We start from the raw sequence: 27,000 nt of genomic DNA on the forward strand, positions 1-27,000 counted from the left end.
GCGTGAGCCCGCACTGGTCAATAACAATACCCACGCGGGCTCGACAGCCCGCCGGAGCTTTTATCCGGTTGAAGGAAGCGTCGCGGCGATCGTCGGCCGGGTTCTACTCCGCCCTGCTATCGACCACACGCTTCTCCAATAATTAAGAAACAGGAGACGCCTTTATGGCTATTGGGGTTTGGATCAGTCTGATTGCCTATTTCGTGCTCATGATCGCCATCGGCTTGTACGCCATGCGCACGTCCACTTCCACCTCCGAAGATTACATGCTGGGGGGGCGAACCCTCAGTCCTCAGGTGGCGGCATTATCCGCCGGCGCCTCGGACATGAGCGGCTGGCTGCTGCTGGGCCTGCCCGGCGCAATGTTCGTTTCCGGCCTGGGCTCCGCGTGGATCGGTATCGGGCTGTTCGTCGGCGCCTTCTTCAACTGGCTGCTGGTGGCACCGCGCCTGCGCGAGCAAACCGTGCACTACGGTAACGCGATCACCATCCCCGCGTTTCTGGCCAACCGATTCCCGACGCGCGCGATGTCGCTACGCACGATCTCGGCCATCGTGATCGTGGTGTTCTTCTCGATCTATACGGCCTCCGGACTGGTCGCCGGCGGCAAGCTCTTCGACAGCGCCTTCGCCGGCGTGATCAACATCGGCGGGCTCAGCGACTACGCCACCGGCGTGATCATCACCCTTGGCGTGGTACTGGTCTACACGGTCGTCGGAGGATTTCTCGCGGTCAGCATGACCGACTTCGTGCAGGGCTGCATCATGATGCTGGCACTGGTCATCATGCCTGCCGTCGTCCTGTTCGGTGAGGGCGGTGGCGGCTTCTCGCAGGCCTCGCAGACACTCAACGAAGTCGACCCCTCGCTGCTCTCCTGGACCAGCGGTCTGACCTTCATCGGCTGGCTCTCTGCCGTCACCTGGGGTCTTGGCTACTTCGGTCAGCCGCATATCATCGTGCGCTTCATGGCGATCCGCTCGCTCAAGGACGTCCCCGTCGCCCGTAATATCGGCATGAGCTGGATGCTGATCTCGCTGATCGGCGCGGTCTCCGTCGGCATCTTCGGCCGCGCCTACGCCGTGCGCAACGGCCTGGACGTCCAGGACCCGGAGACGATCTTCATCGTGCTCGCGGATCTGCTGTTCAACCCGCTGATCACCGGCTTCCTCTACGCGGCCCTGCTCGCGGCGATCATGAGCACGATCTCCAGTCAGCTACTCGTGGCGTCCTCCTCGCTGACCGAGGACTTCTATCGCCTCTTCCTGCGCGAGGAGGCGACCGAGAAGGAAACCGTTCTCGTCGGACGACTCAGTGTCGTTGCCGTCGGTATCGTCGCGGCGATCATCGCCTCCGACCCGAACTCCCAGGTACTCGGATTGGTCAGCAACGCCTGGGCCGGTTTCGGCGCCGCCTTCGGACCGCTGATCATCCTGTCGCTGATGTGGTCGCGTACCAACGGCGCGGGTGCCATCGCCGGCATGGTCGTGGGGGCAGTCACTGTCATCGTCTGGATCTCGCTCGGCTGGAGCGCGTCGTTCCTCGGCGGCCCGGGAGTCTACGAGATCATCCCCGGCTTCATTGCCTCGTTCGTCGCGATCCTCGTGGTCAGCAGCGCAACGAGCGACGCCGGCGAGTACAAGGCGATCTCGCGATAAGCGCAGCGGATCGACGCCTGCCGGCGTCGGTCTCAAGCCTCGCCACTCCGGCATACGCCGGACAATGGGCTCCTGCGGGAGCCCATTGTGTTGTCGGACGGTCGAGATATCGTCTGCCTGTCGGGACTGCGTTTGCCACTGTCAGCGCCGCTCAGCCGCGCCGCTCGCGAAAGGCCCAGAGCCGCGACCCGATGTAGGTCACGATCGGCACGCTCAGGGTCGCAATGACGATCGCGCTGAAGCCACGAAAGGTTGTCGCCGCGAGCAACGACGCCAGTACGCCGTTATTGAGCAGGAAACCCAGCAGGGCGAGCACGAAGAATCGGCGCGCGCTCCCGCGACGCTGGAAGGTCAGTCGACGGTGGCCAGCCAGTGAAATCTGGAAGGCCACCAGAAATCCGCAGACATTGACGATGAACTCCGAAAGCGTCGGCCAGAGCGCGCTCAGCGCAGCGGCGATCAGCAGGTGCGCCGCCGTCGCCGAGCCGCCGACCAGACCGAATCGCGTTACGGTCTTCGCCTCGCGGACAATCCGCCGCTTCACGCAGCAAGCACCATCGAGAGACGCTCGTTGAAGCGCTGCCGGGTGAACGGCCTCACTGACCGTCGCCCGCGCGACCGAGACTCTCCAGACTGTCCTCCGCCACCAGGTAGAGCGGGCGCTGCTTGGCCTCGATGAAAAGCCGGCCGATGTACTCGCCGAGAATCCCGATCGAGAGCAGCTGCATGCCCCCGAAGAAGAGGATGGCGGTCATGATCGACGCGTAACCCGGCACATCATTGCCGACCACGATGACGCGGCCAACCAGGAGGAGGATGTAAAGAAAGGCGATGGCGGCGATGACGGCGCCGAAGTACATCCAGATCCGCAGCGGCCAGGTCGAGAAGCTGACGAAGCCGTCGATCGCGAAATTCCATAGCTTCCAGTAATTGAACTTGCTCTTGCCGCTCTCCCGCGCGGGGCGCGCATAGGGGACGCCGCAGGCACGATAGCCCGGCCAGTTGAACAGCCCCTTCATGAACCGGTTGCGCTCCGGCAATCGTTTGATCGCCTCGACCACCCGCCGGTCCATCAGTCGGAAATCACCGGCATTGCTCGGAATGGGCGATTCCGCCAGGCGGTTGAAGAAACGATAGAAGAGTCCGGCGGTCGCTCGCTTGGCCTGGGTATCCTCACCACGGGCCCCGCGCACCCCGTAGACCATGTCGTAGCCGCCCTCCCGCCACTGGCGGATGAATTCGAGAATCAGCGCCGGAGGGTCCTGAAGGTCGACATCCATCGGCACGACCGCATCGCCTCGAGCATGATCCAGCCCGGCGCTCATCGCCGCCTCCTTGCCGAAGTTGCGCGTCAGCGACAGGACTCTTACCCGCGGATCTCGGATTGCCGCCTCGCGCAACACGCCAAGCGTTGCATCGGTCGAACCATCGTCGATGAACAGGATCTCGAGTTCGGGCACTCGCCCCCCCAGTTCGGCATCGATCGCCGCGAGGAAATCGCCGATGGCGGCCTCCTCGTTCATGACCGGCACCACGATCGACAGCATCCAGTCTGCTTCACGGTTGTCCATGTCGCTTCCTCACGCGCCTCATACGAAATTGGCAAGCTCCGGGACGAGCAGCTACGGTAATCGTAGCGGGTCGAACCTATCCGCGCTCGGCAGTGATTTTGCCTGCCACCCGGTAAAAAAACGCTGTTTCAAAATTTTACTGGACTTAAAGAACACCGTTTCCTATCATGAGCGGCGTCAACTCAACGAATGTGAAGACCGGTGACACGGCTTCATGATGTAAGAAAGGGAGTACTTGATCATGACCAAGACCAAACTGTTCTCTGCGATGGTGGTTGCCGGCGCTTGCGCATTCGGAGCCCAGGCCGCGTTCGCCTACGGCGCCGGTGATTTCTACGGTCGTCTGGGTGTCGCCAAATCCGATTCCGACACCGGTTACATGGACGACAATGACAAGGGCGCCTACCTGGACCTGGGCTACCTGGTCACCGACAAGTTCGGCGTACAGCTGAGCTCCATGAGCGAGACCAAGGTCCACGCTGAAGGCGGCGACTTCAAGCAGGTTCCGGTCAACCTGACCGCGCAATACTACCCGCTGGGTGGCATGGACTCGCGCGTTCAGCCGTATGCCGGCGTCGGTGTCAACTACACCACGTTCTCCGACGAGAACGGCGTGGGTGACGTCGATGACTCCTGGGGCGCCGTTGGCCAGCTAGGTGTCGACCTCAACGTGACCGACAACTTCGGCTTCAACGCCTTCGCCCAGTACGCCGACGTCGATGCCGACATCAGCGGCGGTCGCAACATCGATGTCGACCCGGTCACCGTCGGTGCCGGTGTCATGGCTCGCTTCTAAGCGACCCGTCAGCCCGGGGCCTTCATACAGCCCCGGGCGACCAGACAGTGTCAAAAACCGGGCCTCGGCCCGGTTTTTTCATGCCCGCCTTTCTCGCTCGTCGCCTCAAGCCTCGGTCACGATGCGGTCGACTTCGGCGAGATCCCGTAGAAGACCATCGGCATCTTCGACGCGTACCTCTTTCAACCATACTTCCACCGCCGGCGCGACGGCGCAGGTTGCCGGTAACCCGGCGCGCGCATCCACCAGTGCCCAGAGCCGCGCGATGAAGACGTAGCGCAGCCAAGCGGGTAGCGTCATGGTGTCTAGGCAGAACGGCTGCTGGCTTTCGAAAGCCGCGGGCTCGGGGCGCCCGATATCCCAGATGCCGTTGTCCTGCAGCGTCTGTTCGAGCTGCCTCAGTGCGGTAGCCAGTGCCTGATGAGCGGACATGTTAACTCCTTGATGTTCGACGATTCGGGTTGCTCACAGATTCTCTGAAAGAGCTTGTGGATAAACTTGGGATACATCCGCGCGGCCGGCCGTTGATGGCCTTGACCAAGCATTGGTGCTTTTTTGATCAACCTCTGTTCAGCGGTTTCACCACGCGGTACAGTGCGCGCCTCTCAGAAGCGCCAAACGCTTCGGCAAGCAGGATCACTCACCAGAGACGACTCGACGTCGTGCCTCCACCGCGACGACAAGATTGCATGAGAACGCTGAGCGATTTTTTCAACCAGAGCCAGGCCGACCTGGCGATATCGAGCCTGGGCCGGCGCGTCGCGCCGATCTCGGCCGAGACGTTTGCGGCCTTCGAGCGCGAAGAACAGCCCTGGCCGCTTCCCTGGACCGGCAAGGCGCAGTTCGCCTGCGCCATGCGTTGGCCGGAGAGCGGAGCAGACCCGCTGATCTGGTTCCTCGCGCTCCCGCTCGACGAACAGGGCCAGCTGCTGCCTGCGCCCAGAGATGCCCTACTCGATCGCCTGCTCAAGACCCTGGAGACCCGCCCCGGCGTCGCAGGCGACAATCTGATGAAGGACAATCCGGTCGCGTTCGAACCCGAGCTGCATCAGCGTGCGGTGCTGCATGCTCGCCTGTCACGACGCTTCGAGCAACCGCTCGGCGCGCAGGCGGATCTGGCCAGACGCTATCTGCTGGGTGACGATGCGATCAACTGGCAGATGCTCGGCCTGCAGGGACTCGCCAACCAGGTTGTCGGTGCCGATGCTGCCATCGAGCGCGCGCTCGTCGACCGGCTGGAACAGCTGCCACGCGATGTGATCCTGCCGCTGTGCTATCTGCTGGAGCATGGAGACACGCCGTCTTCGCTGGTCCCCGGGCTGCAGCTCATGCTCGACGAGGCGCGGCAACAGCAGGACCTGGAGCGCTACTGCGCGCTCCTCCGCGCGCTGGTGGGCAGCGACGACGCCAGTGTCGGGGCATGGCTGGACGCCTGGCTCGAGGACGACGAGCTGATGGCCGCGGACTGCCTGGCCGCCGTCGCGGCGCGCGGCTGGCAATTCCTGGAGCACGAGACACGTCTGATTCGCTACCTCGAGCGGCTCGCGACGTGCGAGGAAGCCAATTTTCGCAGCGTGGTTCGCGACCTGGCATTGATACCGCGGCTGCGGCTGCCGATACTGATGTCACTGCGACAGGCACCTGGTGATTCTGCCATCGGCCGCCGTCTCGGACAGTTGCCCGATCACTAGCCCAAGGAACGGACTCATCGATGCCATGAAAGCGCTACCCTACACGGCGCAAGCCGTCATCGGCCGACGCGAAATGGTCACGCTACCCGATCTCCAGCTGACGCTCTGCTGCAAGGCGGATACCGGTGCCAGGACCTCGGCGCTTCACGCCGAGGCCATCGAGGCCTTCGAGGAGCACGGACACCCCTGGGTACGGTTCCTGACCCGCACCAGCGGCGGCGCTACCCCGCCGCACGAGTGCCAACTGCCACTGCACGATCGTCGCAAGGTGAAGAGCTCCAACGGTCAGGAGGAGTGGCGCTATGTCATCCGCACACGGCTACTTCTCGGCAGTCTCGACTTCCCGATCGAGTTGACCTTGACCGACCGCAGCAACATGCGCCATCCCATGCTGCTGGGGCGTCGGGCCATGCGACGGCTGCTGGTGGCGCCCGGCGCCGCCTTCCTTCACGGCGAACCCTGAATCGCGACGACCCGCCGACGACGCACGGGCTTTTTGATACTTCCCCGGCTAGGCTTACTCGACGCAGGCCACGATTCGGCCGCGCCGCCTTCTCATCGATCTCGACGCTCGACGTCGACATCCGGAGCACTGGTTCATGCATATCGGCATTCTGTCTCGTAACCGCAACCTCTACTCTACACGCCGGCTGATCGAGGCCGCCGAGCAACGCGGCCACGGCGTTCGGGTCGTCGACACCCTGCGCTGCTACATGAACATCGCCTCGCACCGCCCTTCGATCCACTACAAGGGGGAAGAGCTCGAGCCGTTCGATGCGATCATCCCGCGCATCGGCGCCTCGGTGACCTTCTACGGCTGCGCAGTGCTGCGTCAGTTCGAGATGATGAGCACCTACGTGCTCAACGACTCGGTCGCCATCACCCGCTCACGCGACAAGCTGCGCTCGCTGCAGCTGCTCTCGCGCAAGGGGCTGGGACTTCCGGTCACCGGCTTCGCTCACTCACCCGACGATATCCCCGACCTCATCACCATGGTCAAGGGCGCGCCGTTGGTGATCAAGCTGCTGGAGGGGACGCAGGGCATCGGCGTCGTACTCGCCGAGACCAATCAGGCCGCCGAATCGGTCATTCAGGCATTCATGGGCATGAAGGCCAACATCATGGTCCAGGAGTACATCAAGGAAGCCAAGGGCGCCGACATTCGCTGCTTCGTGATCGGCGACAAGGTCGTCGCGGCAATGAAGCGCCAGGCCGCCGAGGGCGAGTTCCGCTCGAATCTGCATCGTGGCGGTACCGCCAGCGTCATTCGGATCACCCCGGAAGAGCGCTCGACCGCCATTCGCGCCGCCAAGGCGATGGGCTTGCGCGTCGCCGGCGTCGACCTGCTGCGCTCCAACCACGGCCCGGTCATCATGGAGGTCAACTCTTCCCCTGGCCTGCAGGGGATCGAAGCAGCAACGGGCAAGGATATTGCCGGCCAGATCATCGAGCATCTCGAAAAAAATGCCGTCGCCCCGAAAAAAGCCCCGCCCAAGCCCAAAGGTTGAGCCTACGCGGCCGATAGGGAACAAAGCGGTCAGCTCGACTGCGATAAACAAATAGCCGAAAAACCTAAATTTTTCTGGCGCCAGGGGTAGCAAAACAGTGTTTCCGGCCGCACAATTTGTGTCACCTCAGGAGGTGACCGCACATGTTTCTCGATAATCGCCAAGTGGCGATGGACAGCGTGCTCGAAGCGCTGGCCGACAGTCTCGACTATTTTCAGGACAATCTCGATCGCCTGCGCCCCGCGCTGCGTAATGCCCTGAAACCTCACTATGAGGAGCGCGGGACTGCCATGCGAGAACTGCAGGGGCTGGTGCGTGAGCATCTCGACATGCTGCCGCGCGATGCCGATGTCGAACGCGACGACTATCTCTGGCTCTGGAGCCGCATCAAGAGCTTCGTCGGCAATGACAGTGCGGTCCTGCTGGGCGAGCTGCTCGAACAGGAGCGCGTGCTCATGCAGGCGCTGGGAACGGCCTTTACGCATCCGCTGCCGGACGCCCTGGAGCCGACGCTGGAACGCTGCTGGAAGAACTGCCGCGCACTGATTCGCGAGATCAACTCGCTGCAGCAGCGCCAGCGCTGAGCGCCCCGGCTGCCCCGGTCGTCGCCCGACGAGCCCTGGCGGACAAATATCCCAGCGCGCTACGGCGGCGAGAGCCGGATCGGCTCGAACGGCCCGAGGAAGTACGGCTCTCGCCCCCAGAAATAGAGATCACCGAAGGTCGCCGCTCGCGCCAGCCACTCCCGTACCCGCAACTGCCACTCGCCGCCCACGCCATCATCCGGCACGGCGCATCCCGTCGCGTCGATACCCAGCGAATCGGCAATGAACAGTGCCCGCGGCAGATGCCACGCCTGGGAAATCAGCATCAACCGATCCGCGCCGAAGACTTCCCTTGCTCTCACGACACTGTCGAACGTACTGAAGCCGGCGTAGTCGAGCGTCATATCGGCATCGGCGACGTTGCGATGCCGTAGCGATCGCCACATGCTGATCGGCTCGTTGTAGTAGCGCGTTCGGTTGTCGCCGGACAGCAGCAGGTGCTGGAGATGATGCAGCCTCAGCAGTTCGGCGGCCGTCTCCATGCGCGCACGATAGTAGGGATTAGGACCGCCCTTGCGCAGCCACTGCGCCGTTCCGAACACGAGCCCCACCGGTTGTGGCTTGCACAGCAGCACATCGTGCTCGATGCGCGGCTGAGTCTTGGCGAGTATCCAGACATTGATACCCACGACCCCCAGCACCAGCAAGAGCACACCGGCCAGCATCGCCTTCACCAGGCCTTTCAGCAGCCGCGTCATGAATCGCTACGCCAGCCGCGATCGAGCCGGAGAAGCCACCATGGGCAGCCTCCTGGGGATCGATGATGGGAGACATCGGATTTCGGTGAAGGATCGATCAACATGCCGCCAGCGCTATTGTGCAGAGTCCTTGAGTCGACAGCGCCTCCATTCACAGGCGCCGAACAGAAGATACGCTTTGCCGGCACGGCAAGCGATACAGGCTCGAACGACATACCGCTTCTGATCGCGACAGAAGCAGACTGACCGGACAGCCGCGCGGATACGCCTAGAACATGCCCAATTCGAGTCGGGCCTCTTCGCTCATCATCTCACGGCTCCACGGCGGATCGAAGACGATTTCGACGTGCACCTTGGCGAACTGTGGCGCGCCGAGGATCTTGCGCCTGGCGTCCTCGGCGATGACATCGCCCATGCCGCAGCCGGGAGCGGTCAGCGTCATGCGGATCGTCACCATCCGCTCGCCGGTCAGCAGCCGCTCGATGCGGCAGCCGTAGACCAGGCCCAACTCGACGATGTTGACCGGGATTTCCGGATCGAAACAGGTGCGAAGCTGATCCCAGACGAAGGCCTCCATCTCCTCCTCGGACGCCTCCGGGTCCAGCGTGGGGCGCGCGAGCGCCGGCAGCCCCAGCGCGTCCAGATCGTGCCCTTCCACCAGGTAGAGACGTCCTTCGTAGCTGACGCTGACCGAACTGCCCTTGGCCTGCATCACCACGACCACGCTGTCCTCCGGCAGCGAGATACTCTTGCCGAACGGGATCGAGATCACCTCGACGTCCCGCTGCAGCGGCATCTCCTGCCCCTTGTACAATTCGCTCAGGGTTTCCATCCTGACTCCCGCCCGCGTTGTGGAACGACGATCACGTCAGCGCAACATGCCGAGCACACGATTCAGCGCCTCGACGAAGGCGTCCACCTCTTCCGGGGTGTTATACACCGCCAGCGAGGCGCGGCAGGTCGCGTCGACCCCGAAATGGGACAGCACCGGCTGCGCGCAGTGGTGACCCGTACGAATCGCCACGCCGAGCTGATCGATCAGCAGCCCGATATCCTGCGCGTGAGCGCCGTCGACCACGAAGGAGATGACCCCCGCTTTCTCCGGCGCCGTGCCGATGATGCGCAGGCCGTCGATAGTCTCGAGTTGTCCCGTGGCGTGATCGAGCAGCCACTGCTCCCAGGCCGTCAGCCGCTCGATCCCGAGTCCGTTGACCCAGTCGAGCGCGGCGCCCATCGCGATGACTTCGCCGACGGCCGGCGTGCCAGCCTCGAAGCGGTGCGGTATCGCGGCGAACTCGGTACCCTGATCGAACGAGACGCGCGAGATCATCTCCCCACCGCCCTGCCACGGCGGCATCGACTCCAGAATCGCCGCCTTGGCGTAGAGCGCCCCGGCGCCCAGCGGGCCGTAGACCTTGTGGCCGGAAAATGCGTAGAAGTCAGCGTCGAGCGCCTGAACGTCAACCGCCTGGTGCGGCACGGCCTGCGCGCCATCGACCAGTATCAGTGCGCCCGCTGCATGGGCGTCGCGCGCCATGACAGCGATCGGGTTGATCGTGCCCAGCGCATTGGAGACATGATTGACGCAGACCAGTCGCGTGCGCTCGTTCAGCATCTCGCGATAGGCCTCGAGATCGAGCACACCGCGCGCATCGACCGGAATCACCCGAATCACGATTCCCAGCTCACGCTCGAGCAGCTGCCACGGCACGATGTTGGAGTGGTGCTCCATCAGCGAGACCACGACCTCGTCGCCCGCTTTCAGGTTGGCACGCCCCCAACTGTTGGCGACCAGGTTGATCGCCTCCGTCGTCCCGCGGGTGAACACGATCTCACGCGGTTCAAAGGCATTGAGGTGGCGCTGGACGGTCGATCTCACACCCTCGTAGGCTGCGGTCGCTTCGTCCGCCAGCGTGTGCAGCCCGCGGTGAATGTTGGCGTTATAGCGGCGATAGTAGTCACCGAGCGCATCGATGACGGCGGTCGGCGTCTGGCTGGTCGCCGCGTTATCGAGATAGATCAGCGGCTTACCGTGGACTTCCCGCTCCAGGATGGGAAAGTCGCGGCGCACGGCCGCGAGATCCAGTGTCAGGTCGGTGATTGCCGTCATGTCAGGGCTCCTGCACCGCCTCGGCGGTCTCGACCAGATCGGAGAGGTTGAAGCGTTCGGGCAAGCGCCCTGCCACTGCCCGCTCGACTCGCTCGGCAATGGCGCTCAGCTTCACCTGCTCCATGACCTCGCCGGCGAAGGCGAGCGTCAGCAGCGCCCGCGCCATGGCCTCATCGATACCGCGAGCGCGCAGCGCATAGACGGCCTCCTCATCCAACTGCCCGGTCGTCGCGCCGTGAGAGCACTTGACGTCGTCGGCATAGATCACAAGCTCCGGCTTGGTATCGATCTCGGCACGGTCCGACAGCAGCAGGTTGGCGTTATTCTGATACGCCTCGATCTGCTGGGCATCCTTCTTCACGAACACCTTGCCGTTGAACACACCGTGGGCGCGGTCATCCAACACGCCCTTGTAGTTCTCGTTGGAGAAGGTTCGCGGGGCGTTGTGATTGACCAGCGTATGGTTGTCGACGTGCTGCCGACCCTGGACGAAGAAGAGCCCGTTGTAGGCAGCTTCCGCGCCCTCCGCGTTCAGGTCGGTGACCAAGTCGTTACGCACCAGCGCCCCGCCCAGGCTGAGATTGAACGAGTTGAAGCGGCTGTCGCGCCCCTGATCGACGTGAATACTGGCCACGTGCAGGTCGCCCAATGACGCTTCCTGTAGCTTGTAGTGATTCACGATCGCGCCGCGATCGAGCAGCACTTCGGTGACCACATTGGTGAAGTTGGCCGCCTCGGGTTCGCCGGCGTAATGCTCGATGACCGTGGCCTCGCTGCGGCCACCAGCCTCGATCAGTATCCGCGGATGGCTCATCACCGGCTGCCCGCCCGCACGCGACAACAGTGCCACGTAGATCGGCTTGTCGACGACCGTGCCGGGGGCCAGGCGGATGATCGCGCCCTCTTCGGCAAAGGCGGTGTTGAGCGCGGTAAACGGCGAAAAGTCGACGCCGGCCAGGCGCCCGAGCGCCCCGCCCACGGCCTCGTGATTGCGCGTCAGCGCCTGCGACAGTGGCTCGACGGAGACACCCGCCGGCAACTGCCCCAGCGTCGACAGCTCGGCACTGAACACGCCATCGACCAGTACCAGCCGATGGGCGTCCAGATCCAGGCGCTGCGCTTCGAACCGGGACGCGTCGTAGCCAGGATCCGTCGCCAGCGCGAAATCGCCTTCGGCAATTCGTCGCACGTCGGTGTATTTCCACTCTTCGTCACGACGCGTCGGGAAACCGAGCGCTTCGAACCGCGCCGCACCCGCCTGCCGGCGCGCCGCGACCCAGCTTGGGTCCTCGGCTCGGCGTGCGGTCAGACGCTCGAGAAAGCGTTCCGGTGCACTCATGCAGCAGACTCCTCCACGACCCAGTCGTAGCCGCGCGCTTCCAGCTCGAGCGCCAGGTCCTTGTCGCCGCTCTTGACGATGCGGCCGTCGACCAGCACGTGAACGCGATCCGGCTCGATGTGATTGAGCAGCCGCTGATAGTGCGTGACCATCAGAATGGCGCGGTCGGCACTGCGCAGCGAATTGACACCCTGCGCAACGACCTTCATCGCATCGATATCGAGGCCGGAGTCGATCTCATCGAGCATCGCGAGCTTCGGCTGCAGCACCAGCATCTGAAGAATTTCGTTACGCTTCTTCTCGCCACCGGAGAACCCTTCATTGACCGCGCGCTGCAGAAAGCTGGTATCCATTTTCATTTCGGCGCTCTTCTCGCGCACCAGCTTCATGAACTCCGGCGCCGGAACTTCACCTTCACCGCGCGCGGCGCGGGCGGCATTGAGGGCCGCCTTGAGCAGATAGATATTCTTCACACCGGGAATTTCGATCGGGTACTGGAATCCCAGCAGCATGCCGGCACGGGCGCGCTCCTCGATCTCCATCTCCAGCACGTCCTGCCCTTCGAAGAAGATGGACCCCTGGGTGACTTCGTAGCCATCCTTGCCGGCGATGACGGCGGAGAGCGTCGATTTACCGGCCCCGTTGGGCCCCATGATGGCGTGAACTTCGCCCGCATTGACGGTCAGGTCGAGCCCTTTGAGGATCGCCTTGTCCTCGACCGAAACGTGAAGATCTTTGACTTCGAGCATGTGAAAACCTTGAGCAGTTGAAAGTCTGCGCGCCACGCGCAGCCTCTCGAAATAAGCATCGGCTGAAATCGAACGCGTCGTATCGACGGCGCGATCAGCCCACCGAACCTTCCAGCGTGACGTTGAGCAGCGCCTCGGCCTCGACGGCGAACTCCATCGGCAGCTCCTGGAAGACATCCTTGCAGAAGCCGTTGACGATCATGCTGACGGCGTCTTCCTCGTCGATACCGCGAGCGCGGCAGTAGAAGAGCTGGTCATCCGCGATCTTCGACGTCGTCGCCTCGTGCTCGACGGTCGCACTGGAGTTACCGATCTCCTGATAGGGGAAGGTGTGCGCGCCACACTGGTCGCCGATCAGCAGCGAGTCACACTGGGTGTAGTTGCGCGCGCCCTTCGCTCGCGGCCCGATCTTGACCAGGCCACGGTAGGCCTGATCGCTACGGCCAGCCGCGATGCCCTTGGCAACGATGGTCGAGCGCGTGTTCTCGCCGATATGGATCATCTTGGTGCCGGTGTCGGCCTGCTGGCGGCCATTGGTCACCGCGACCGAGTAGAACTCGCCGATGCTCTCCTTGCCGCGCAGCAGACAGGAGGGATATTTCCAGGTGATCGCGGAGCCGGTCTCGACCTGAGTCCAGCTGATTCGCGAGCGATCTCCACGGCAGTCGCCACGCTTGGTGACGAAGTTGTAGATGCCGCCCTTGCCATCTTCGTCGCCCGGGTACCAGTTCTGCACCGTGGAGTACTTGATGTAGGCGTCTTCCAGCGCTACCAGTTCGACGACAGCCGCATGAAGCTGATTCTCGTCGCGCTGCGGCGCCGTGCAGCCTTCCAAATAGGAGACCTGGGCCTTCTTGTCGCAGACGATCAGGGTGCGCTCGAACTGCCCCGTATTGGCGGCGTTGATGCGAAAATAGGTGGAGAGCTCCATCGGGCAGGTCACGCCTTCCGGCACGTAGACGAAGGAGCCATCGGTGAAGACTGCCGAATTGAGCGCAGCGAAGTAGTTGTCGGACTGTGGCACCACCGTTCCAAGATACTGACGGACCAGTTCCGGATATTCGCGAATCGCCTCCGAGATCGAGCAGAAAATCACGCCCGCCTCATGAAGCTTCTCCTTGAACGTGGTGGTCACGGAAACCGAGTCGAATACCGCATCGACCGCCACGCCAGCGAGCGCGGCACGCTCGTGCAGGGGAATCCCCAGTTTCTCGTAAGTTTCCAGGAGTTTGGGATCGACTTCGTCGAGACTCTGGGGACGATCTTCCGGCTTCTTGGGCGCGCTGTAATAGGAGATCGCCTGATAGTCGATCGGCGGATACTCCAGGTGCGCCCATGACGGCGGCGTCATCTCCAACCAGCGCCGATAGGCCTCGAGACGCCACTCCAGCATCCACTGCGGCTCTTCCTTCTTCTGGGAAATGAAGGCGATCACGCTCTCGTCCAGACCGGGCGGTACGGTATCGCTTTCGATGTCGGTCACGAATCCCTGCTTGTATTCGCGACGGACCAACTGCTCCATCTCTTCGCTAGCCATGGTCTCTCTCCTCTCCACCGAGAGTCTTATGACGAGGCTGGAATCGTATCGGGGAAGCACCAGAAACCGCCTTCTTCCCCGAGTGCTCCAACCTCTTAATAGGATTATCGCTTGTGCCGCATTGTCGCTCGACGCTTCTTCTCTCGCGACGCGCCGTCACGCCTTCGAGGCGGTCACCGGCAGCGTCACACTCTGAATCGGTAGCTGCACCGGCAGCTTGATCGGGCTCGACTGCGCCAGGTGAGCCAACGTCACGCCATCTAGCAGCGTCCGGATCGCCTGCGATACGCGCTGCCAGTTGTCAGCCACGCCACAGGTCTCGAACAGCTCGCAATCCCCGTCGGCATGACTGCACTCGGTCATGCCGATCGGCCCTTCGATCGCAGCGATGATGTCGCTCGCCGTAATCTCCCCCGGTGGACGCGAGAGCACGTAGCCGCCATGCGACCCACGGCGAGACTCCAGAAGCCCGTTCTTGGCGAGCATTTTGAGCGTCTTGCCGACCGTCGGTAGAGGTAGCTTTACCTGCGTTGCCAGCTCGGCCGCCGTGTGGGAATCACTAGGACTGCGCGCGATCTGCGCCATGATCACTGCCGCATAATCCGTCAGTTTCGATAGCTTCAGCACGTCGTGGCGATCTCCCCAGCTCGATCACTGTGATATAGGACCATTTTAGTCCTCTTTGCCGACGATTTGAACCGATACCGAAGACGGCCGAAGGCGATTCATGCCAGCTTCTTCTCGGCCGCCCTGCTAGTCACTCGCGAATCGGCGGAAAACGCTACCAGAGTCGAGGAAACGGGGTGAAATGTAACAGACGTAAACAACAACCACTCTCAAAGAGCCCTTTGTTATCCTGAAACAGTGCAAAATTCAAAAGGTCACAAAAAAGAACATTTAGAAAAACAGACTTCCTAAAAACACTATTCAATTACTTTTTGTTTCACAAGCCCGGTTTTTATGTCTTTTTTGCGTCGCCGGCTGGCGACATTAGACGTCTGTCTCAGAAGACCATGAGTGCAATGGAAGCGCAGGAAAACGCGTTTCCTCTTATATCAGATATTACCGAATTGGACCCTTGTAAGTTTTCTACCTAACGTTATCTCGCCATTTCGGGAACGCTGTTTGTCATCGGCTGTAAAGCCAAAAAATGAAGGCAAACCCAGTATAATCATATACTTACAACCCTAATTGAAGTTAAGTCTTTGATTTTCGGTTCTAAGCGTAACGATTACCGATCCAGGGGCGGCGTCCTTATCGATAAGGAAGGAATAGCCCTCAGCGTCCGGAATGATTGCCAGTGAGTCGGCACATTGAACGTCCCGCACTCGGCAAGCGCCCGACACTTCGGGACGGGTAACGACACGAAACCAGCAAGGAGAGCCATCATGCGGATTACCATTTTCGGAACAGGGTACGTCGGACTAGTCACCGGCACCTGCCTGGCGGACGCCGGACACGAAGTCATGTGCATGGACGTCGACAGCGCCAAGATCGAAGGACTGAAAAATGGCGTCGTCCCGATCTATGAGCCGGGCCTCGAGACACTGGTCAAGCAGAACGTAGCCGAAGAGCGCCTGCTGTTCACGACCGACCCGGCAGAGGCGGTCAGCTTCGGTACATTGCAGTTCATCGCCGTCGGAACACCACCGGACGAAGATGGCAGCGCCGATCTCAAGTATGTCCTGAGCGTCGCCGACACGATTGCCGAGCACATGCAGGAGTACAAGCTGGTCATCGACAAGTCTACTGTACCTGTCGGCACAGCTGATCGCGTCAGCGCAGCAATCGCTGAACGGCTCGAGGCGCGCGACGTGAATATCGATTACGACGTCTGCTCCAACCCGGAGTTCCTGAAGGAAGGCTCTGCCGTGGAGGACTTCTCCCAGGGCGCGCGTATCGTCATCGGCTGCGACTCTCCCCGCGTCGAACCGCTGATGCGCGAGTGCTACGCGCCTTATAACCGGCGCCAGGAGAAGCTGATGTTCATGGACATCCGGAGCGCCGAACTGACCAAGTACGCGGCCAACGCGATGCTGGCGACCAAGATCAGCTTCATGAACGAGGTCTCCAATCTGGCCGAGCGCCTGGGTGCGGATGTCGAGAACGTGCGCCGCGGCATCGGCAGCGATCCGCGCATCGGCTACAGCTTCATCTATCCCGGCTGCGGTTACGGCGGCTCCTGCTTTCCGAAGGATGTTCAGGCCCTGGCGCGCACTGCCAACGACGTCAATTACGACGCAGCCCTGCTCAACGCTGTGGAGGCCGTCAACGATCGCCAGAAGGCGAGTCTTTTCACCAAGCTTTCCCAAGCGCTCGACGGCGACCTGCAGGGCAAGACGATCGCGGTCTGGGGGCTGGCATTCAAACCCAACACCGACGACATGCGCGAAGCGCCGAGCCGTGCGCTGATGGAAGCGGTCTGGGCGGCGGGTGGCAAGGTCAAGGCCTACGATCCGGAAGCGATGGCGGAGTGCCGCCGCATCTATGGCGAGCGTGATGATCTCGAGCTGACGAAGCGTCGTGACGAGACCCTCGAGGGCGCCGACGCCCTGGTGATCTGCACCGAGTGGAAAGCGTTCCGCACCGTCGACTTCCGTCGTCTACGCGAGCAGCTGACCACGCCGGCAATCATCGATGGCCGCAACCTGTTCAACCCGGAAACGGTGCGCGCTGCGGGTCTGCTCTACTTCGCCGTGGGTCGGGCCGACTCCTTACAAGTGCCGCTCTCTGCGAAGGATGCCACGCAGAACATCCTGCCTGCCGAGCGCGGCGGCCCCAGCGTCGCCTACACGCTCTAGGCCACCTCTTGCCGACGGCACGGCTCGTGCCGTCGGTGTTCCCCGGAGGTATCTAACGCTGGCGCCCAGGCGCCGGCCAAGGAGACTCACGTCTCCAAAAAAGGGATCTGCGTTCACGACAACGCCAAGGGACTGTTTTCAAGGACCATTTGATGAGCCCGATCAACTACACCCAAGCCAGACCGAGCAAGGCGTCGCTTGCGACCGAAATCAGCGTCATGCTGCTGATCGTCGCGCTGGTCGTGCTGCTGGTCTCGCATCTGCCCGGTGAGGTCTTCCACCCCGGCTCGAAGAGCTTCATCTTCGCCGTCGGCCTGATCGGTGCGTGGCGCTACTCCTGGTGGTTCGTCCAAGCGCTGCGCTCGGTCTGGTACAACCGACGCATGTTTCCGCGCCTGCGCGCCGAAGCGGATGAAGCGGCCGCGACGCAGTCGCCTGATGCGCTCTACATACTCTGCACCTCCTTTCGGATCGAAACCGAAGTCACGTTTGCGGTCTACGATGCCTTGATCCGAGACGCTGCCGATTACGGCGTGCCGACGACGATCTTCGCCGCCATCGCCGACCGTAGCGACGTCGACATCATCGATCAGGTGATGGACGAACATGGCTGGCCGCAGAACATCTCCGTGCGTTACATGTTCCAGAAAGGCGATGGCAAGCGTTCGGCGATGGCCGAAGTGCTACGCGCCATTTCACGCTGCATGCCGACAGAAAAGTCGCTGCTGGTCAGCATGGACGGTGACATTCGCATCGAGCCCGGCACGCTGGAACGCTCGCTCTCGTTCTTCCTCGCGCGAGGCGATCTCGGCGCCATCACCACCAACAACAACGCGGTGGTGATCGGTAACGACGCGACCAAGGAGTGGTACGACCTGCGCTACGCCCAGCGCCATCTGGTGATGAGTTCGACTTCCGTGTCCGAGCGCCTGCTGGTGCTGACCGGCCGCTACAGCGCCTTTCGTGCCGACCTGGCCACAGAGCCGGAGTTCATCGAACTGGTCGAGAACGATCACGTCGATCACTGGCGCTTCGGCAACTTCAAGTTTCTCTCCGGCGACGACAAGTCGACCTGGTTCTGGCTGCTCAAGCACCGCTGGAAGATGCTCTACATCCCCGACGTCTACGTCACCGGGTTCGAGGAGCTGCCGGATCGCCACCGCTTCTTCAAGTCCTCGCTGGACCTGATGCGCCGCTGGTTCGGCAACATGCTGCGAACCAACGGCCGCGCCATTGCGCTAGGCCCGCGCCGGATCGGTCTGTTCACCTGGTGGAGCCTGGTCGACCAGCGGCTGTCGATGTGGACGACGCTCATCGGCCCGACCATCGCCGTACTGCTGACGCTGTTCGTGCGCCCGTCGTTCATCTTCGCCTACCTCCTCTGGATTCTGATGACCCGCGGCGTCACCAGCCTGGTACTCGCCTGGCAGCGTGGCCGCTGGAGCGCGCTGTGGGTGCCGATGCTCTATTACAACCAGCTGAGCGGGGCGATTCTCAAGACCTACGTCAGCTTTCGCTTCAACCGTCAGAAATGGTCGCGCCAGGGCATTTCCGCGGGTGAGCCGGACGATCCGCGCGCCGCGAGACGTCAGCGCATGGGCGGCCATCTGATCCACGCGCTCTACTTTGGCGCTCTGATCTTTGTGCTCGCCGTGGTCGGTGGCGTCATGGCGCCGGCGGATCGACTTTCGATCGCGGCCATGACCGGTGAAGAACCCGAGCCTGCCGATGGCACAAGTCAAGGCGACAGTTACTGGCTTGCACTGACGCTTGCCGATGCCCCCAGCGGCGGTCGAGTCCAGCTGCCGGCTGGGCGCTATCACCTCGATAGCAGCTTCAATGCACGTGTTGCCACACTCGACAAGGTTCGCGGCGCCAGCATTCACGGTTATGGCGATTCGGCGCAGCCGACCGCGCTCGCGGTCGATCCTGGTCTGGCGACGCAGATCGAGTCTAACGGCCAGTCGCTCGCTGCCGTCGGCAGCTTCGACTGCGATAGTGCCAGCCCATGCCAGTTGACCGTCGATGGCCACGAACTGCAGCTACTCGATCTCACGGTCGCACTCGCTACCCCTCGCAAGGAAGACACCCAGCTGGCACAGAACAGCCAGTGAGTCAGGGACAAACAAGGAGACCCATCATGTCAGATCACGACCGTCCGTCACACGATAGCTTTGATGACCACCGCGGCGCCGACCAGCTCCGTCACGAACGCCGTGACGAGCGACACTATGTCCGCGTGGAAATGCCCTTCAACGTTCGGCTTGGCGACGACCGAGTCGCCAAGGGCCACGACCTATCGATGGGTGGCTTTTCGGCCTACACCTCGATGCAGTTCGAGCCGGGTCGCGAAATTCCCGTTGCTCTGATGCTCGACGCAAGCGACGTGGAGATGAGCCTTTCTGCGCGCGCTCGACCGCTGCGCGAAGTCGGAGACGGCCGACATCAGCGAATGGCCTTCGAATTCACCGACCTGCAGCCACGGCAACGCGAAATCCTGCGCCGCGTCATCCGCGCTCAGATGAGCGGTCGGCATGTCAGCCTCGAGGGGCTGGTGGAAAGTCATGATGCGCAGACCCCGCGCAAACGCCAGGGCAACACGGCCAAGCCGGCCACGAAGCCGAAACGTCGCGTGCCGCTGTTCCGCTACACCGCCCTGTTGCTGGCTGCGGGCGTGCTGATCGCCGTCGTCGGCGCCACGGTCTACCGCAATGTGTTCTTGATCGAGCCCAACTTCGCGGCCGTGACCGCGCCGCGCACGGATATCATGGCCCCGGGCGCCGGACAGCTCAAAGACCTCCAACTCAAGGCCGGCGACAAGGTCAAGCGCGACCAGCCGCTGATTCAGGTCAATGATGCGGAGCTGCAGAACAATCTGCTTTTGGCTGAAGCCTCTTTCGACTACAACAAGCGGTTGATCGATAACCTGCAGAAGAGCATCGACGACTCGGGCAGCAACAAGGTTAGTGTGGCCACTTCTTCCAACCCCTCGAAGGGCGAGATGGGTTACGAAACGCTCTCACCGGAAATTGCCAAAACCCGAGTCGAGCAATTTCAGACCGCGCGCGACTACGAAAGCTCACGGATCGATGCCTACAAGTCGCGCGTCGCCGCCAACACGATCTATAGCCCCTGTAACTGCGAAGTGGCCTGGGCACTCAGCGCCGCCGGTGGTACCTACGTTAATCAGGGCGACCGTGTCATGACGCTGGTAAGCACTGAAAATAACGACGTCATGGTCGAAGCACTGGTGCACATGAGCGACATCGGCCAGATCGATAATCACCAGAAAGCCTATATTTCCCTACCCAACGCGTCGGAGCCCATTCCCGCACGCGTGCGCAGCGTCGCCCTGGATGTCGAGCGTCAACCGCGTGCCGGTTTCCCGGATTGGGTTCGTCAGCAGCAGAACGTTGCCAGCGTGCTGCTGGTGCCTGAAAAGCCGCTGCCGGCAGGTGCCGTTGGCACACCGGTCGATGTCCGTTTCACCGAAGCGCCGATGCTCGACACCGCCGCAGAGTGGACCTATCAAGCCGGACGCGCCGTCTATCAGGGCGTTCAATCGCTTTGGGGCAGCGCGTCGGACAAGCTGCAGAGCGCCATGAACTGAGCGCTCGCCACTCGCATCAAGCTATGAATTCAGTCACGACCGTGAACGATGGCATCTGCCAAGGAGACGATCATGAATCGTAATGACTCGACAGCGATCCGCCGGCCCCTGGCCGCGCTGATTGCAGCGGTGTCCACCGTCGCCACTTTCGCCGTTAGCGCACTCCCCGCCCAGGCGGATGACAACGACTTGAGCCGGCCGCAGGTCAGCGCCTGCGATAGCCGCTACACAACAGTGAAGACGATGGACATAGGTACCGCACCGGACATGAAGCAATGGGTCAAGCAGACCCTCGGCGCAGAGCGTCGCTGGGGAGAGCAGAATCTGAGCGTTACCGGTCCCAGCGAAAGCGGAACTGGCTCGCCCGTGTTGCGTGTGCGCTACCCCGAGGGCACCTCTTCGCCGAGCGATACCGAAGAGGGTGGCGCTGGCTTCGTCATGCCGGTGCCGGCACTGCGGCAGGCCAATAGCGCCTGCCTGCGCTATCGCGTGCGCTTCGAGCCCAACTTCGATTTCGTCAAAGGCGGCAAGCTGCCGGGGCTCTATGGCGGAGACGGCCCGACCGGCGGCGACGAGGTGACCGGAACAAACGGCTTTTCCATGCGGTTCATGTGGCGTAAGCAGGGTCAGGGCGAACTTTATGAATATGTCGTCAACAAGGACTCCGATTACGGCGAGTCCGTCGGCCGCGGCAAGTGGCGTTTCACGCCCGGCCAGTGGGTGACGGTCGAAGAGGAGATCGTCCTCAACGACCCCGACGCAGAAAACGGCGTCGCTCGCGTCTGGATCGACGGGCAACCGATTTTCGAGCAGCAGGGCATCGTCTATCGCACCACGGACGACGTGCATATCGACGGTCTGATGTTCTCGACCTTCTTCGGCGGCCACGGCAGTGACTGGCGCACGCCACGCGAACAGAGCGCCGACTTCGCCGACTTCACGCTGATGGCGCCCAAGGCGTGAATCCGCTTTCCGACAAGGAGTCGACTCTCATGAACCGGATGTCATTCGCATCCTTGCGTCTCGGCATGCTCCTGCTGCTGGGGACCGCCACGCTCGGCGTGGCGCTCTCCGCCCATGCCATGAGCTACGAGAAACGCCAGAAGCTGGACCTTTCCCAATACACGGTGAAAGACCCAGACGCATCCTTTTTCGACGTCAAATCCCGCATGGCGCTTCTGAAGCGCACCGACAACGACATGCTGGAATACAATCGCGACGCGCTGAAGGAAGGTCCCAGCTGTCGCCAGGAGCTGGCCAAACCGCCGCTGGATAGCGTTATCCGCATTCCCGGCTACTATCCGCAACCCAAGGCGTGGGAACTCGCCTCGCAGCCACTCTTCGACTTCGAGGATACCGTGTCCCACCTGGCTGGGTCCTACGTGGCCTCCGGTGACGACTACTACGCCGACTGCCTGGTGCAGTTCCTCGACAAGTGGGCCACGCACGACGCCATCAGCGACTTCTACTACACCCGACGCGAACCACAGGGCTGGTACTCCACGGAGTCGATGATGTTCGCGGCGGCGCTGTCATACTCGATCGTCCGCCCGGCCGTGGCTGACAAGCGCCCGGAGGCCATCGAGCGTATCAATCACTGGCTCAACACCCTCGCTCACAAGCACTCGGGGATTCGAGGTGGCGAGAACAGCTGCTGCAACAACCACTTCTATCGCCGGGCGCTCTATGCCTCGATGATCGGCGTGCTCACCGACGACGATGAGCTGTTCCAGTTCGGCGTCAGCGCGGTCTACTCGGCATTGAGTGACATGCTGCCGAACGGCGCGCTGCCAAGAGAGATGGAGCGCGGGCGTCGCGCGAGCCACTACCAGAACTATGCCCTGCTCTACCTCGTCAACATCATGCAGGTGGCCTATCGCCAAGGCTATGACCTGTTCGAGTTCAAATACGATGGCCACACCATCGACCAGGGCGTCCAGTTCGCGCTGGATACCTTCGATGATCCGGCCGCGCTTGGCGATCTCGCCACCCACAATCAGTACCGTGGTTTTCTGGATGACGAGCAGTATCTGGCGTGGATGGAAATCTATCTGAAGCACCATCCGGATCCACGTATTTCCCGCTACGTCAGCAAGAAGCGCCCCATCGACAACCGCAGTGCCGGCGGCTACGTGACGCTCTACTTCATGGACCCTGAAGCACAGCAGCACGCCGTTCTCGCGCCGAAGAAGAAAGAGATGGCCGCAACGTTCGAGCCGGACTGAGCCCGGCCACACGCGCGAGAGTTCTTGCAAGGAAGCGCCATCATTCAAGGAGACAGTGATATGAAAAACTCGACACTTGTCCATCGCGGACATCTTTCATCTCCCCTGCCCCGCCGTTATCTGCTGGGGCTCGCCTCGGCGCTGGTGCTCGGTGGTTGTGCCACCGGCCAGGTTCCGGATAGCCAGGTCCAGGTTCAACCCGAGGACCGGGGGCTGTTTGCCCATCGCTACACCGAATCGCTGCCGTCCACCGGCTGGAACCGCCTGGAGTACATTCGCGAGCTCGAGGAGAAAGGACAGGGCGAGAAAGCGATCGCCCTGTTGAAACCGTTGATCAGAAGCAACAGCACAGGCGAGATCAAGCTCAACTCTCAAGGCGCCAATGGCTCGCCGGAAGCCGCCTACGAACTGGGCCGGATCTACGAAGATGGCCGCGGCGGCATCGCGCCCAATCCCACCAAGGCCGCACACTACTACCGAATGGCCGTTCCGTTTGCCTACTCGGGACTGGATAACGCGTCGCTTCATCTTGGCCGTCTCTATCGCCAGGGCAACGGCGTCAAGCGCGACCCGGCGCTGGCCTGGAACCTGTTCCAGCAGGCAGTGGATCACGACGGCAACCCCAGTGCCCGCATCGAGCTCGCCGAGATGCAGCTCACTGGCGAAGGCGTGCCCCAGGATATCGACGGCGCCCGCCAGCAGTTCGAGCAAGCCGCCGCCGAGAATGAGCCTCGCGCACTACGAGCGCTGGCCGAGAACTACGCTCCCGGCGGGGCTTTTGGCAGCGACCCTGCCAAGGCGCGACGCTATGCCGAGCGCTATGCAGGCGCCCTGACCCCGCAAGCGGAACAGGGGGACGTCAGCGCCATGCTCGGCCTGTCGCGCCTCTACGCCGAAGACGGCCTGCTTCCCCAGCCGGCGCGCCAGAAACAGTGGCTGACACGTGCCGCCGACAGCGGCGACCCGCAGGCACTCGCGGCCGCCGGTCATTTGCTGCTCGACGACGCCGACCCGGCTCGCGGCATCGACATACTCACCCGTGCCGCGAAAAGCGGCAACGCCGACGCGGCCTACTGGCTGGGCCAGGCCTACCTGGGCGGCGACCGCGTTCAGTCAGCCCCCGACGACGCCGAGAAATGGCTTCGCGACGCCGTTCAACAAGGCAACTTGGACGCGGCTCGTACGCTGGGCAACGCCTACATCGAGGGCGATGTCCTGCCGCGGAATCCGGCCCAGGGTATCCCCCTGCTGGAGAGAGCGGCCAAGCACGACGACGCCTACGCCCTGGCGCTACTCGGCAACCTCTATCTCGACGGCGATCAGGTCAGGCGCCAGCCTCAACGCGGCATCGATTACCTGCGCAAGGCCCACGAACTCGGTCATCCCTACGCCACCGAGCGCCTGGGCGAGGCCTATCTCAACGGCGATGGCACACAGGCCGACCCCGTCCAGGGCGTTGCGTTGCTCAAGCAGGCCGCAACGCAGAATCAGAGCGGCGCCGCACGCAGCCTGGGTATAGCCTACATGGACGGCACCGGACTCCAGAAGGATCCCGCCAAGGCGAAGCAATGGCTGGCTCGAGCCGTCGATCAAGACCCTGATGACACCACCTCCAAGACACGACTGGGCCGCGGATATCTTGAGGGGACGTTGCCCGGTCGTAGCCAGGATGGCATCGACCTGCTACGCCAGTCGGCCAATCAGGGCGATGCCTACGCCATGGTCGTTCTCGGCCGCGCCTATCGTGATGGCGTCGGTGTCGAGCCGGACCTGCAGCGCTCCGAACTCTGGCTGCAGCGGGCACAGCGTGCGGGTCACCCCTCGGCGCAGCAGGCGCTGGCGCGCACCTATCGCACCAGTGGCGAGCAAGGCAACATCGATGACCTGATTCGCGCAGCGCAGATGGGTGAAGTCCCGGCCATGGCCGATCTCGGGCGTGCCTATCTACGCGGAGATGGCGTGCGAGCCAACTATTCGAGCGCCCGCAAGTGGCTATCCAAGGCAGCGGACGCCGGACACCCCGGTGCCACGGCATCACTCGGCCGCATGTATCAGGAAGGGCTGGGGGTCGACATCAACAAGGCCAGAGCCGCTAACTACTTCGAGCGTGCCGTGGCTGCGGGTCACGTCGGTGCAGAAGCCGATCTCGGCGAGATGCTGCTGCATGGCAATGGCGTACCGGCCAATCCGCAACGCGGCGTCCAATTACTGACCCGCGCCGCCAACGCCGGCCACGGCTCTGCGGGCGTGACCCTCGGGGAGGCCTATCTCAACGGCACCGGTGTTGCAGCCGATCCCGAGAAAGGCGTGCGCTACCTGGAACGCGCGGCCAACGCCGGCGACGACAACGCGCAACGTGTGCTCGGGCTTGCCTACCTCGACGGCAACGGCGTGAAGCGTGACGGCGAACGCGCCGTCAAGTGGCTGTCGCGCGCCGCCGATCGTGGCAACGTCTCGGCGCAGGCCGCGCTGGGCTCGGCCTATCTGGAGGGACAGGCCGGCATCGCGCAGGATGTGGAACGCGGAAAACAGCTACTCACCGCCGCAGCCGACACCGGCCACGCCGGTGCCGAGGCAGCGCTGGGCCGGGCCTATCTGAGCGGCGAAGTACTTCCCCGCGATCCGCATAAGGGTGCCGAGCTCCTGGTCAAGGCAGCAAAACAAGGCCATCAGTCGGCCCGGCTGTCGCTGGCGCAGGCTTACCTGCAGTCGCGGGGCATCGACTTCGTCAATCAGCAGCAGGCGATGATCTGGCTCGATGGCGTCATGGAGAGCGACAGCGGCAATGCCATTCAGACGCTGCAGGACCTGCTCGAAGACCCCCAGGTTGCCTCCGCGGCCAGCGCCGACACCTCCTCATGAGACGGCCACCGATACTCTGGAAGCCCGCCGTGCCGGCGGGCCTTTCCACCGTCTCGCTCTCCATCGCCGCGCCTGCCATAGTTGCGCTCTCCACAATTTTGCTAGCCGTAGCCGTTTCGACATTGCCGGCCTTCGCTGATGAGCGTGTACCCGAAGCGGTGCAGGCAGGCGCCGAAACCACGGTCGGCAGCGCGGCGAGAGAGGCCCTGAACGAGCCGCTTTTCAGCGTGGTCGACAAGACCCGGCTCGCCGCAAGCGGCAATCCACACGACTATTTCAGCTTTGCGCCCTACTGGTGGCCGGACCCGGAAAGCGAAGACGGCCTGCCCTATCTGCGCCGCGACGGCCACTACAACCCGGCGACACGAGGCGACGCCACCGACAAGCAGCGGATGATCGACTTCATCGATACCGTGAATGCATTGACCCAGGCGTACGTGACGACACGGGACGAGCGCTACGCGTCGCGCGCCGTGGTGCAGCTACGTCACTGGTTCTTGAATCCGGACACCCGCATGGCACCCAATCTACGCTATGCCCAGGCCATACCGGGGCGCGTCGACGGTCGCGGGATCGGTATCATCGAGAGCCGCCTGCTGATCGGCCTGACGCGGTCGATCGAGCAACTCGAGAAAGCGTCGGCAATGGACTCCAAGACGCTGGCCGGTCTGCAGCGCTGGTACGCCGATTACCTGCAATGGATGCTCAGCAGCGACAACGGTCACGACGAGCAGGCCAAGGCAAACAACCACGGCACCTGGTACGACGCTCAGGTCGTGACGTTCGCGCGCTTCACCGACCAGCCGGCCATCGCCGGACGGCAGCTCGATCATGCGCTGGATCGGCTAGATGCGCAGTTCCGAGTCGATGGCAGCCAGCCGCTGGAGCTCGAACGCACACGTCCCTGGCACTACGCCAACTTCAACCTGGAGGCGTGGTCGATTCTGCTGGATCAGGCAGCGGCAATGGACGTCGACTGGCCCCGGGGTGAGGCTCGCGACAAGCTGGCTACGGCCTACGGCTGGATAGTGGATCACGCCGCCCGCCCCGATGACTGGCCTTTCAAGGAACTGCACGGATTTCACCCCGAGCAGGCAGCGACCAATCTCATCGTGGCCAGGCGGCACGGCCTGATCGCCGGCAGGCCGGTCGATGCGCTCATCGCCCGATGGACGCCGATTGACGACGCAACGACAGCGGCGATATTCGACCTGCCGCCGTTCGATGCCGGGACCGGCTGATC

General features: G+C 62.7%; 23 protein-coding genes. 13 read left to right on the forward strand and 10 right to left on the reverse strand.

What is annotated here, in order from left to right:
- The first annotated feature begins 164 nt into the window (after nucleotides 1-164).
- The gene (gene putP / locus IE125_RS14495) at nucleotides 165-1,655 is read left to right on the forward strand and encodes a sodium/proline symporter PutP (RefSeq protein WP_189445380.1); all 1,491 of its coding nucleotides are present in this window, start codon (nucleotides 165-167) and stop codon (nucleotides 1,653-1,655) included.
- A 151-nt stretch (nucleotides 1,656-1,806) separates the two neighbouring features.
- Here putP and IE125_RS14500 read toward each other — a convergent pair whose 3' ends face one another.
- Together IE125_RS14500 and IE125_RS14505 are read right to left on the reverse strand one after the other, a co-directional pair.
- On the reverse strand, nucleotides 1,807-2,199 hold the full coding sequence (locus tag IE125_RS14500; RefSeq protein ID WP_189445381.1) for a GtrA family protein: 393 nt from the start codon (nucleotides 2,197-2,199) through the stop codon (nucleotides 1,807-1,809).
- Between the two features lie 52 nt (nucleotides 2,200-2,251).
- Complete coding sequence (locus tag IE125_RS14505; RefSeq protein WP_189445382.1) at nucleotides 2,252-3,226, reverse strand: glycosyltransferase family 2 protein; 975 nt, start codon at nucleotides 3,224-3,226, stop codon at nucleotides 2,252-2,254.
- 241 nt (nucleotides 3,227-3,467) lie between these two features.
- Here IE125_RS14505 and IE125_RS14510 point away from each other — a divergent pair, with 241 nt between their 5' ends.
- On the forward strand, nucleotides 3,468-4,022 hold the full coding sequence (locus tag IE125_RS14510; RefSeq protein WP_189445383.1) for an OmpW/AlkL family protein: 555 nt from the start codon (nucleotides 3,468-3,470) through the stop codon (nucleotides 4,020-4,022).
- Nucleotides 4,023-4,127: 105 nt separating this feature from the next.
- Here IE125_RS14510 and IE125_RS14515 read toward each other — a convergent pair whose 3' ends face one another.
- Entirely contained in the window at nucleotides 4,128-4,454 is a 327-nt protein-coding gene (locus IE125_RS14515) for a YqcC family protein (protein WP_189445384.1), read from the reverse strand.
- Nucleotides 4,455-4,711: 257 nt separating this feature from the next.
- Between IE125_RS14515 and IE125_RS14520 the strand changes: the two genes are divergently transcribed.
- From IE125_RS14520 to IE125_RS14535, 4 genes are all read left to right on the forward strand, one after another.
- A complete protein-coding gene (locus tag IE125_RS14520; protein WP_189445385.1) occupies nucleotides 4,712-5,713 on the forward strand; it encodes a DUF3549 family protein in 1,002 nt (333 codons plus the stop codon).
- A 25-nt stretch (nucleotides 5,714-5,738) separates the two neighbouring features.
- Nucleotides 5,739-6,176: an ATP-dependent zinc protease family protein gene (locus tag IE125_RS14525; RefSeq protein WP_189445386.1), complete on the forward strand. Its 438-nt coding sequence runs from the start codon at nucleotides 5,739-5,741 to the stop codon at nucleotides 6,174-6,176.
- Nucleotides 6,177-6,312: 136 nt separating this feature from the next.
- Entirely contained in the window at nucleotides 6,313-7,221 is a 909-nt protein-coding gene (rimK, locus tag IE125_RS14530) for a 30S ribosomal protein S6--L-glutamate ligase (RefSeq protein WP_189445387.1), read from the forward strand.
- Nucleotides 7,222-7,364: 143 nt separating this feature from the next.
- Nucleotides 7,365-7,805: a hypothetical protein gene (locus IE125_RS14535; RefSeq protein ID WP_189445388.1), complete on the forward strand. Its 441-nt coding sequence runs from the start codon at nucleotides 7,365-7,367 to the stop codon at nucleotides 7,803-7,805.
- A 59-nt stretch (nucleotides 7,806-7,864) separates the two neighbouring features.
- Here the strand turns inward: IE125_RS14535 and IE125_RS14540 are convergent, their stop codons facing one another.
- From IE125_RS14540 to IE125_RS14570, 7 genes are all read right to left on the reverse strand, one after another.
- The gene (locus tag IE125_RS14540) at nucleotides 7,865-8,524 is read right to left on the reverse strand and encodes a SanA/YdcF family protein (protein WP_189445389.1); all 660 of its coding nucleotides are present in this window, start codon (nucleotides 8,522-8,524) and stop codon (nucleotides 7,865-7,867) included.
- A gap of 268 nt (nucleotides 8,525-8,792) precedes the next feature.
- Nucleotides 8,793-9,356 carry a putative Fe-S cluster assembly protein SufT gene (sufT, locus tag IE125_RS14545; RefSeq protein WP_189445390.1) on the reverse strand — a complete coding sequence of 188 codons (564 nt, stop codon included), beginning with the start codon at nucleotides 9,354-9,356 and terminating at the stop codon, nucleotides 8,793-8,795.
- 36 nt (nucleotides 9,357-9,392) lie between these two features.
- The gene (locus IE125_RS14550; RefSeq protein ID WP_189445391.1) at nucleotides 9,393-10,634 is read right to left on the reverse strand and encodes a cysteine desulfurase; all 1,242 of its coding nucleotides are present in this window, start codon (nucleotides 10,632-10,634) and stop codon (nucleotides 9,393-9,395) included.
- Nucleotide 10,635: 1 nt separating this feature from the next.
- Nucleotides 10,636-11,973, reverse strand: a complete 1,338-nt coding sequence (gene sufD, locus IE125_RS14555) for a Fe-S cluster assembly protein SufD (protein WP_189445392.1) — start codon at nucleotides 11,971-11,973, stop codon at nucleotides 10,636-10,638.
- Nucleotides 11,970-12,722, reverse strand: coding sequence for a Fe-S cluster assembly ATPase SufC (sufC, locus tag IE125_RS14560; RefSeq protein WP_189445393.1), 753 nt, complete (start codon nucleotides 12,720-12,722; stop codon nucleotides 11,970-11,972). The genes sufD and sufC overlap by 4 nt, the downstream gene beginning before the upstream one ends.
- A gap of 94 nt (nucleotides 12,723-12,816) precedes the next feature.
- Nucleotides 12,817-14,259: a Fe-S cluster assembly protein SufB gene (sufB, locus tag IE125_RS14565; RefSeq protein ID WP_189445394.1), complete on the reverse strand. Its 1,443-nt coding sequence runs from the start codon at nucleotides 14,257-14,259 to the stop codon at nucleotides 12,817-12,819.
- A 156-nt stretch (nucleotides 14,260-14,415) separates the two neighbouring features.
- A complete protein-coding gene (locus IE125_RS14570; protein WP_189445395.1) occupies nucleotides 14,416-14,886 on the reverse strand; it encodes an SUF system Fe-S cluster assembly regulator in 471 nt (156 codons plus the stop codon).
- 761 nt (nucleotides 14,887-15,647) lie between these two features.
- Between IE125_RS14570 and IE125_RS14575 the strand changes: the two genes are divergently transcribed.
- The 7 genes from IE125_RS14575 to IE125_RS14605 all read left to right on the forward strand — a co-directional run bounded on the left by IE125_RS14575 (nucleotide 15,648) and on the right by IE125_RS14605 (nucleotide 26,998).
- Nucleotides 15,648-17,060: a UDP-glucose dehydrogenase family protein gene (locus IE125_RS14575; protein ID WP_189445396.1), complete on the forward strand. Its 1,413-nt coding sequence runs from the start codon at nucleotides 15,648-15,650 to the stop codon at nucleotides 17,058-17,060.
- Between the two features lie 152 nt (nucleotides 17,061-17,212).
- Entirely contained in the window at nucleotides 17,213-19,174 is a 1,962-nt protein-coding gene (locus tag IE125_RS14580; protein WP_189445397.1) for a glycosyltransferase, read from the forward strand.
- Nucleotides 19,175-19,200: 26 nt separating this feature from the next.
- Nucleotides 19,201-20,670 carry a PilZ domain-containing protein gene (locus tag IE125_RS14585; RefSeq protein WP_189445398.1) on the forward strand — a complete coding sequence of 490 codons (1,470 nt, stop codon included), beginning with the start codon at nucleotides 19,201-19,203 and terminating at the stop codon, nucleotides 20,668-20,670.
- A gap of 72 nt (nucleotides 20,671-20,742) precedes the next feature.
- The gene (locus IE125_RS14590) at nucleotides 20,743-21,633 is read left to right on the forward strand and encodes a polysaccharide lyase (RefSeq protein WP_189445399.1); all 891 of its coding nucleotides are present in this window, start codon (nucleotides 20,743-20,745) and stop codon (nucleotides 21,631-21,633) included.
- Nucleotides 21,634-21,662: 29 nt separating this feature from the next.
- On the forward strand, nucleotides 21,663-22,895 hold the full coding sequence (locus IE125_RS14595; RefSeq protein WP_229809131.1) for an alginate lyase family protein: 1,233 nt from the start codon (nucleotides 21,663-21,665) through the stop codon (nucleotides 22,893-22,895).
- A 60-nt stretch (nucleotides 22,896-22,955) separates the two neighbouring features.
- Nucleotides 22,956-25,757: an SEL1-like repeat protein gene (locus IE125_RS14600; RefSeq protein WP_189445400.1), complete on the forward strand. Its 2,802-nt coding sequence runs from the start codon at nucleotides 22,956-22,958 to the stop codon at nucleotides 25,755-25,757.
- The gene (locus IE125_RS14605; protein WP_189445401.1) at nucleotides 25,754-26,998 is read left to right on the forward strand and encodes an alginate lyase family protein; all 1,245 of its coding nucleotides are present in this window, start codon (nucleotides 25,754-25,756) and stop codon (nucleotides 26,996-26,998) included. The genes IE125_RS14600 and IE125_RS14605 overlap by 4 nt, the downstream gene beginning before the upstream one ends.
- Nucleotides 26,999-27,000: the final 2 nt, after the last annotated feature.

This window comes from Salinicola rhizosphaerae (assembly GCF_014652715.1).
GTDB lineage: Bacteria > Pseudomonadota > Gammaproteobacteria > Pseudomonadales > Halomonadaceae > Salinicola > Salinicola rhizosphaerae.

What these genes read in the sequence shown, in the direction of transcription:
- IE125_RS14510 (WP_189445383.1), top strand. Translation starts at nt 3,468, where the DNA reads ATGACCAAGACCAAACTGTTCTCTGCGATGGTGGTTGCCGGCGCTTGC.
- IE125_RS14605 (WP_189445401.1), top strand. Translation starts at nt 25,754, where the DNA reads ATGAGACGGCCACCGATACTCTGGAAGCCCGCCGTGCCGGCGGGCCTT.
- sufD (WP_189445392.1), bottom strand. Translation starts at nt 11,973, where the DNA reads ATGAGTGCACCGGAACGCTTTCTCGAGCGTCTGACCGCACGCCGAGCC.
- putP (WP_189445380.1), top strand. Translation starts at nt 165, where the DNA reads ATGGCTATTGGGGTTTGGATCAGTCTGATTGCCTATTTCGTGCTCATG.
- IE125_RS14600 (WP_189445400.1), top strand. Translation starts at nt 22,956, where the DNA reads ATGAAAAACTCGACACTTGTCCATCGCGGACATCTTTCATCTCCCCTG.
- IE125_RS14515 (WP_189445384.1), bottom strand. Translation starts at nt 4,454, where the DNA reads ATGTCCGCTCATCAGGCACTGGCTACCGCACTGAGGCAGCTCGAACAG.
- rimK (WP_189445387.1), top strand. Translation starts at nt 6,313, where the DNA reads ATGCATATCGGCATTCTGTCTCGTAACCGCAACCTCTACTCTACACGC.
- IE125_RS14550 (WP_189445391.1), bottom strand. Translation starts at nt 10,634, where the DNA reads ATGACGGCAATCACCGACCTGACACTGGATCTCGCGGCCGTGCGCCGC.
- IE125_RS14525 (WP_189445386.1), top strand. Translation starts at nt 5,739, where the DNA reads ATGAAAGCGCTACCCTACACGGCGCAAGCCGTCATCGGCCGACGCGAA.
- IE125_RS14575 (WP_189445396.1), top strand. Translation starts at nt 15,648, where the DNA reads ATGCGGATTACCATTTTCGGAACAGGGTACGTCGGACTAGTCACCGGC.
- IE125_RS14520 (WP_189445385.1), top strand. Translation starts at nt 4,712, where the DNA reads ATGAGAACGCTGAGCGATTTTTTCAACCAGAGCCAGGCCGACCTGGCG.
- sufC (WP_189445393.1), bottom strand. Translation starts at nt 12,722, where the DNA reads ATGCTCGAAGTCAAAGATCTTCACGTTTCGGTCGAGGACAAGGCGATC.
- sufT (WP_189445390.1), bottom strand. Translation starts at nt 9,356, where the DNA reads ATGGAAACCCTGAGCGAATTGTACAAGGGGCAGGAGATGCCGCTGCAG.
- IE125_RS14535 (WP_189445388.1), top strand. Translation starts at nt 7,365, where the DNA reads ATGTTTCTCGATAATCGCCAAGTGGCGATGGACAGCGTGCTCGAAGCG.
- IE125_RS14585 (WP_189445398.1), top strand. Translation starts at nt 19,201, where the DNA reads ATGTCAGATCACGACCGTCCGTCACACGATAGCTTTGATGACCACCGC.
- IE125_RS14595 (WP_229809131.1), top strand. Translation starts at nt 21,663, where the DNA reads ATGAACCGGATGTCATTCGCATCCTTGCGTCTCGGCATGCTCCTGCTG.
- IE125_RS14580 (WP_189445397.1), top strand. Translation starts at nt 17,213, where the DNA reads ATGAGCCCGATCAACTACACCCAAGCCAGACCGAGCAAGGCGTCGCTT.
- IE125_RS14505 (WP_189445382.1), bottom strand. Translation starts at nt 3,226, where the DNA reads ATGGACAACCGTGAAGCAGACTGGATGCTGTCGATCGTGGTGCCGGTC.
- IE125_RS14590 (WP_189445399.1), top strand. Translation starts at nt 20,743, where the DNA reads ATGAATCGTAATGACTCGACAGCGATCCGCCGGCCCCTGGCCGCGCTG.
- sufB (WP_189445394.1), bottom strand. Translation starts at nt 14,259, where the DNA reads ATGGCTAGCGAAGAGATGGAGCAGTTGGTCCGTCGCGAATACAAGCAG.
- IE125_RS14540 (WP_189445389.1), bottom strand. Translation starts at nt 8,524, where the DNA reads ATGACGCGGCTGCTGAAAGGCCTGGTGAAGGCGATGCTGGCCGGTGTG.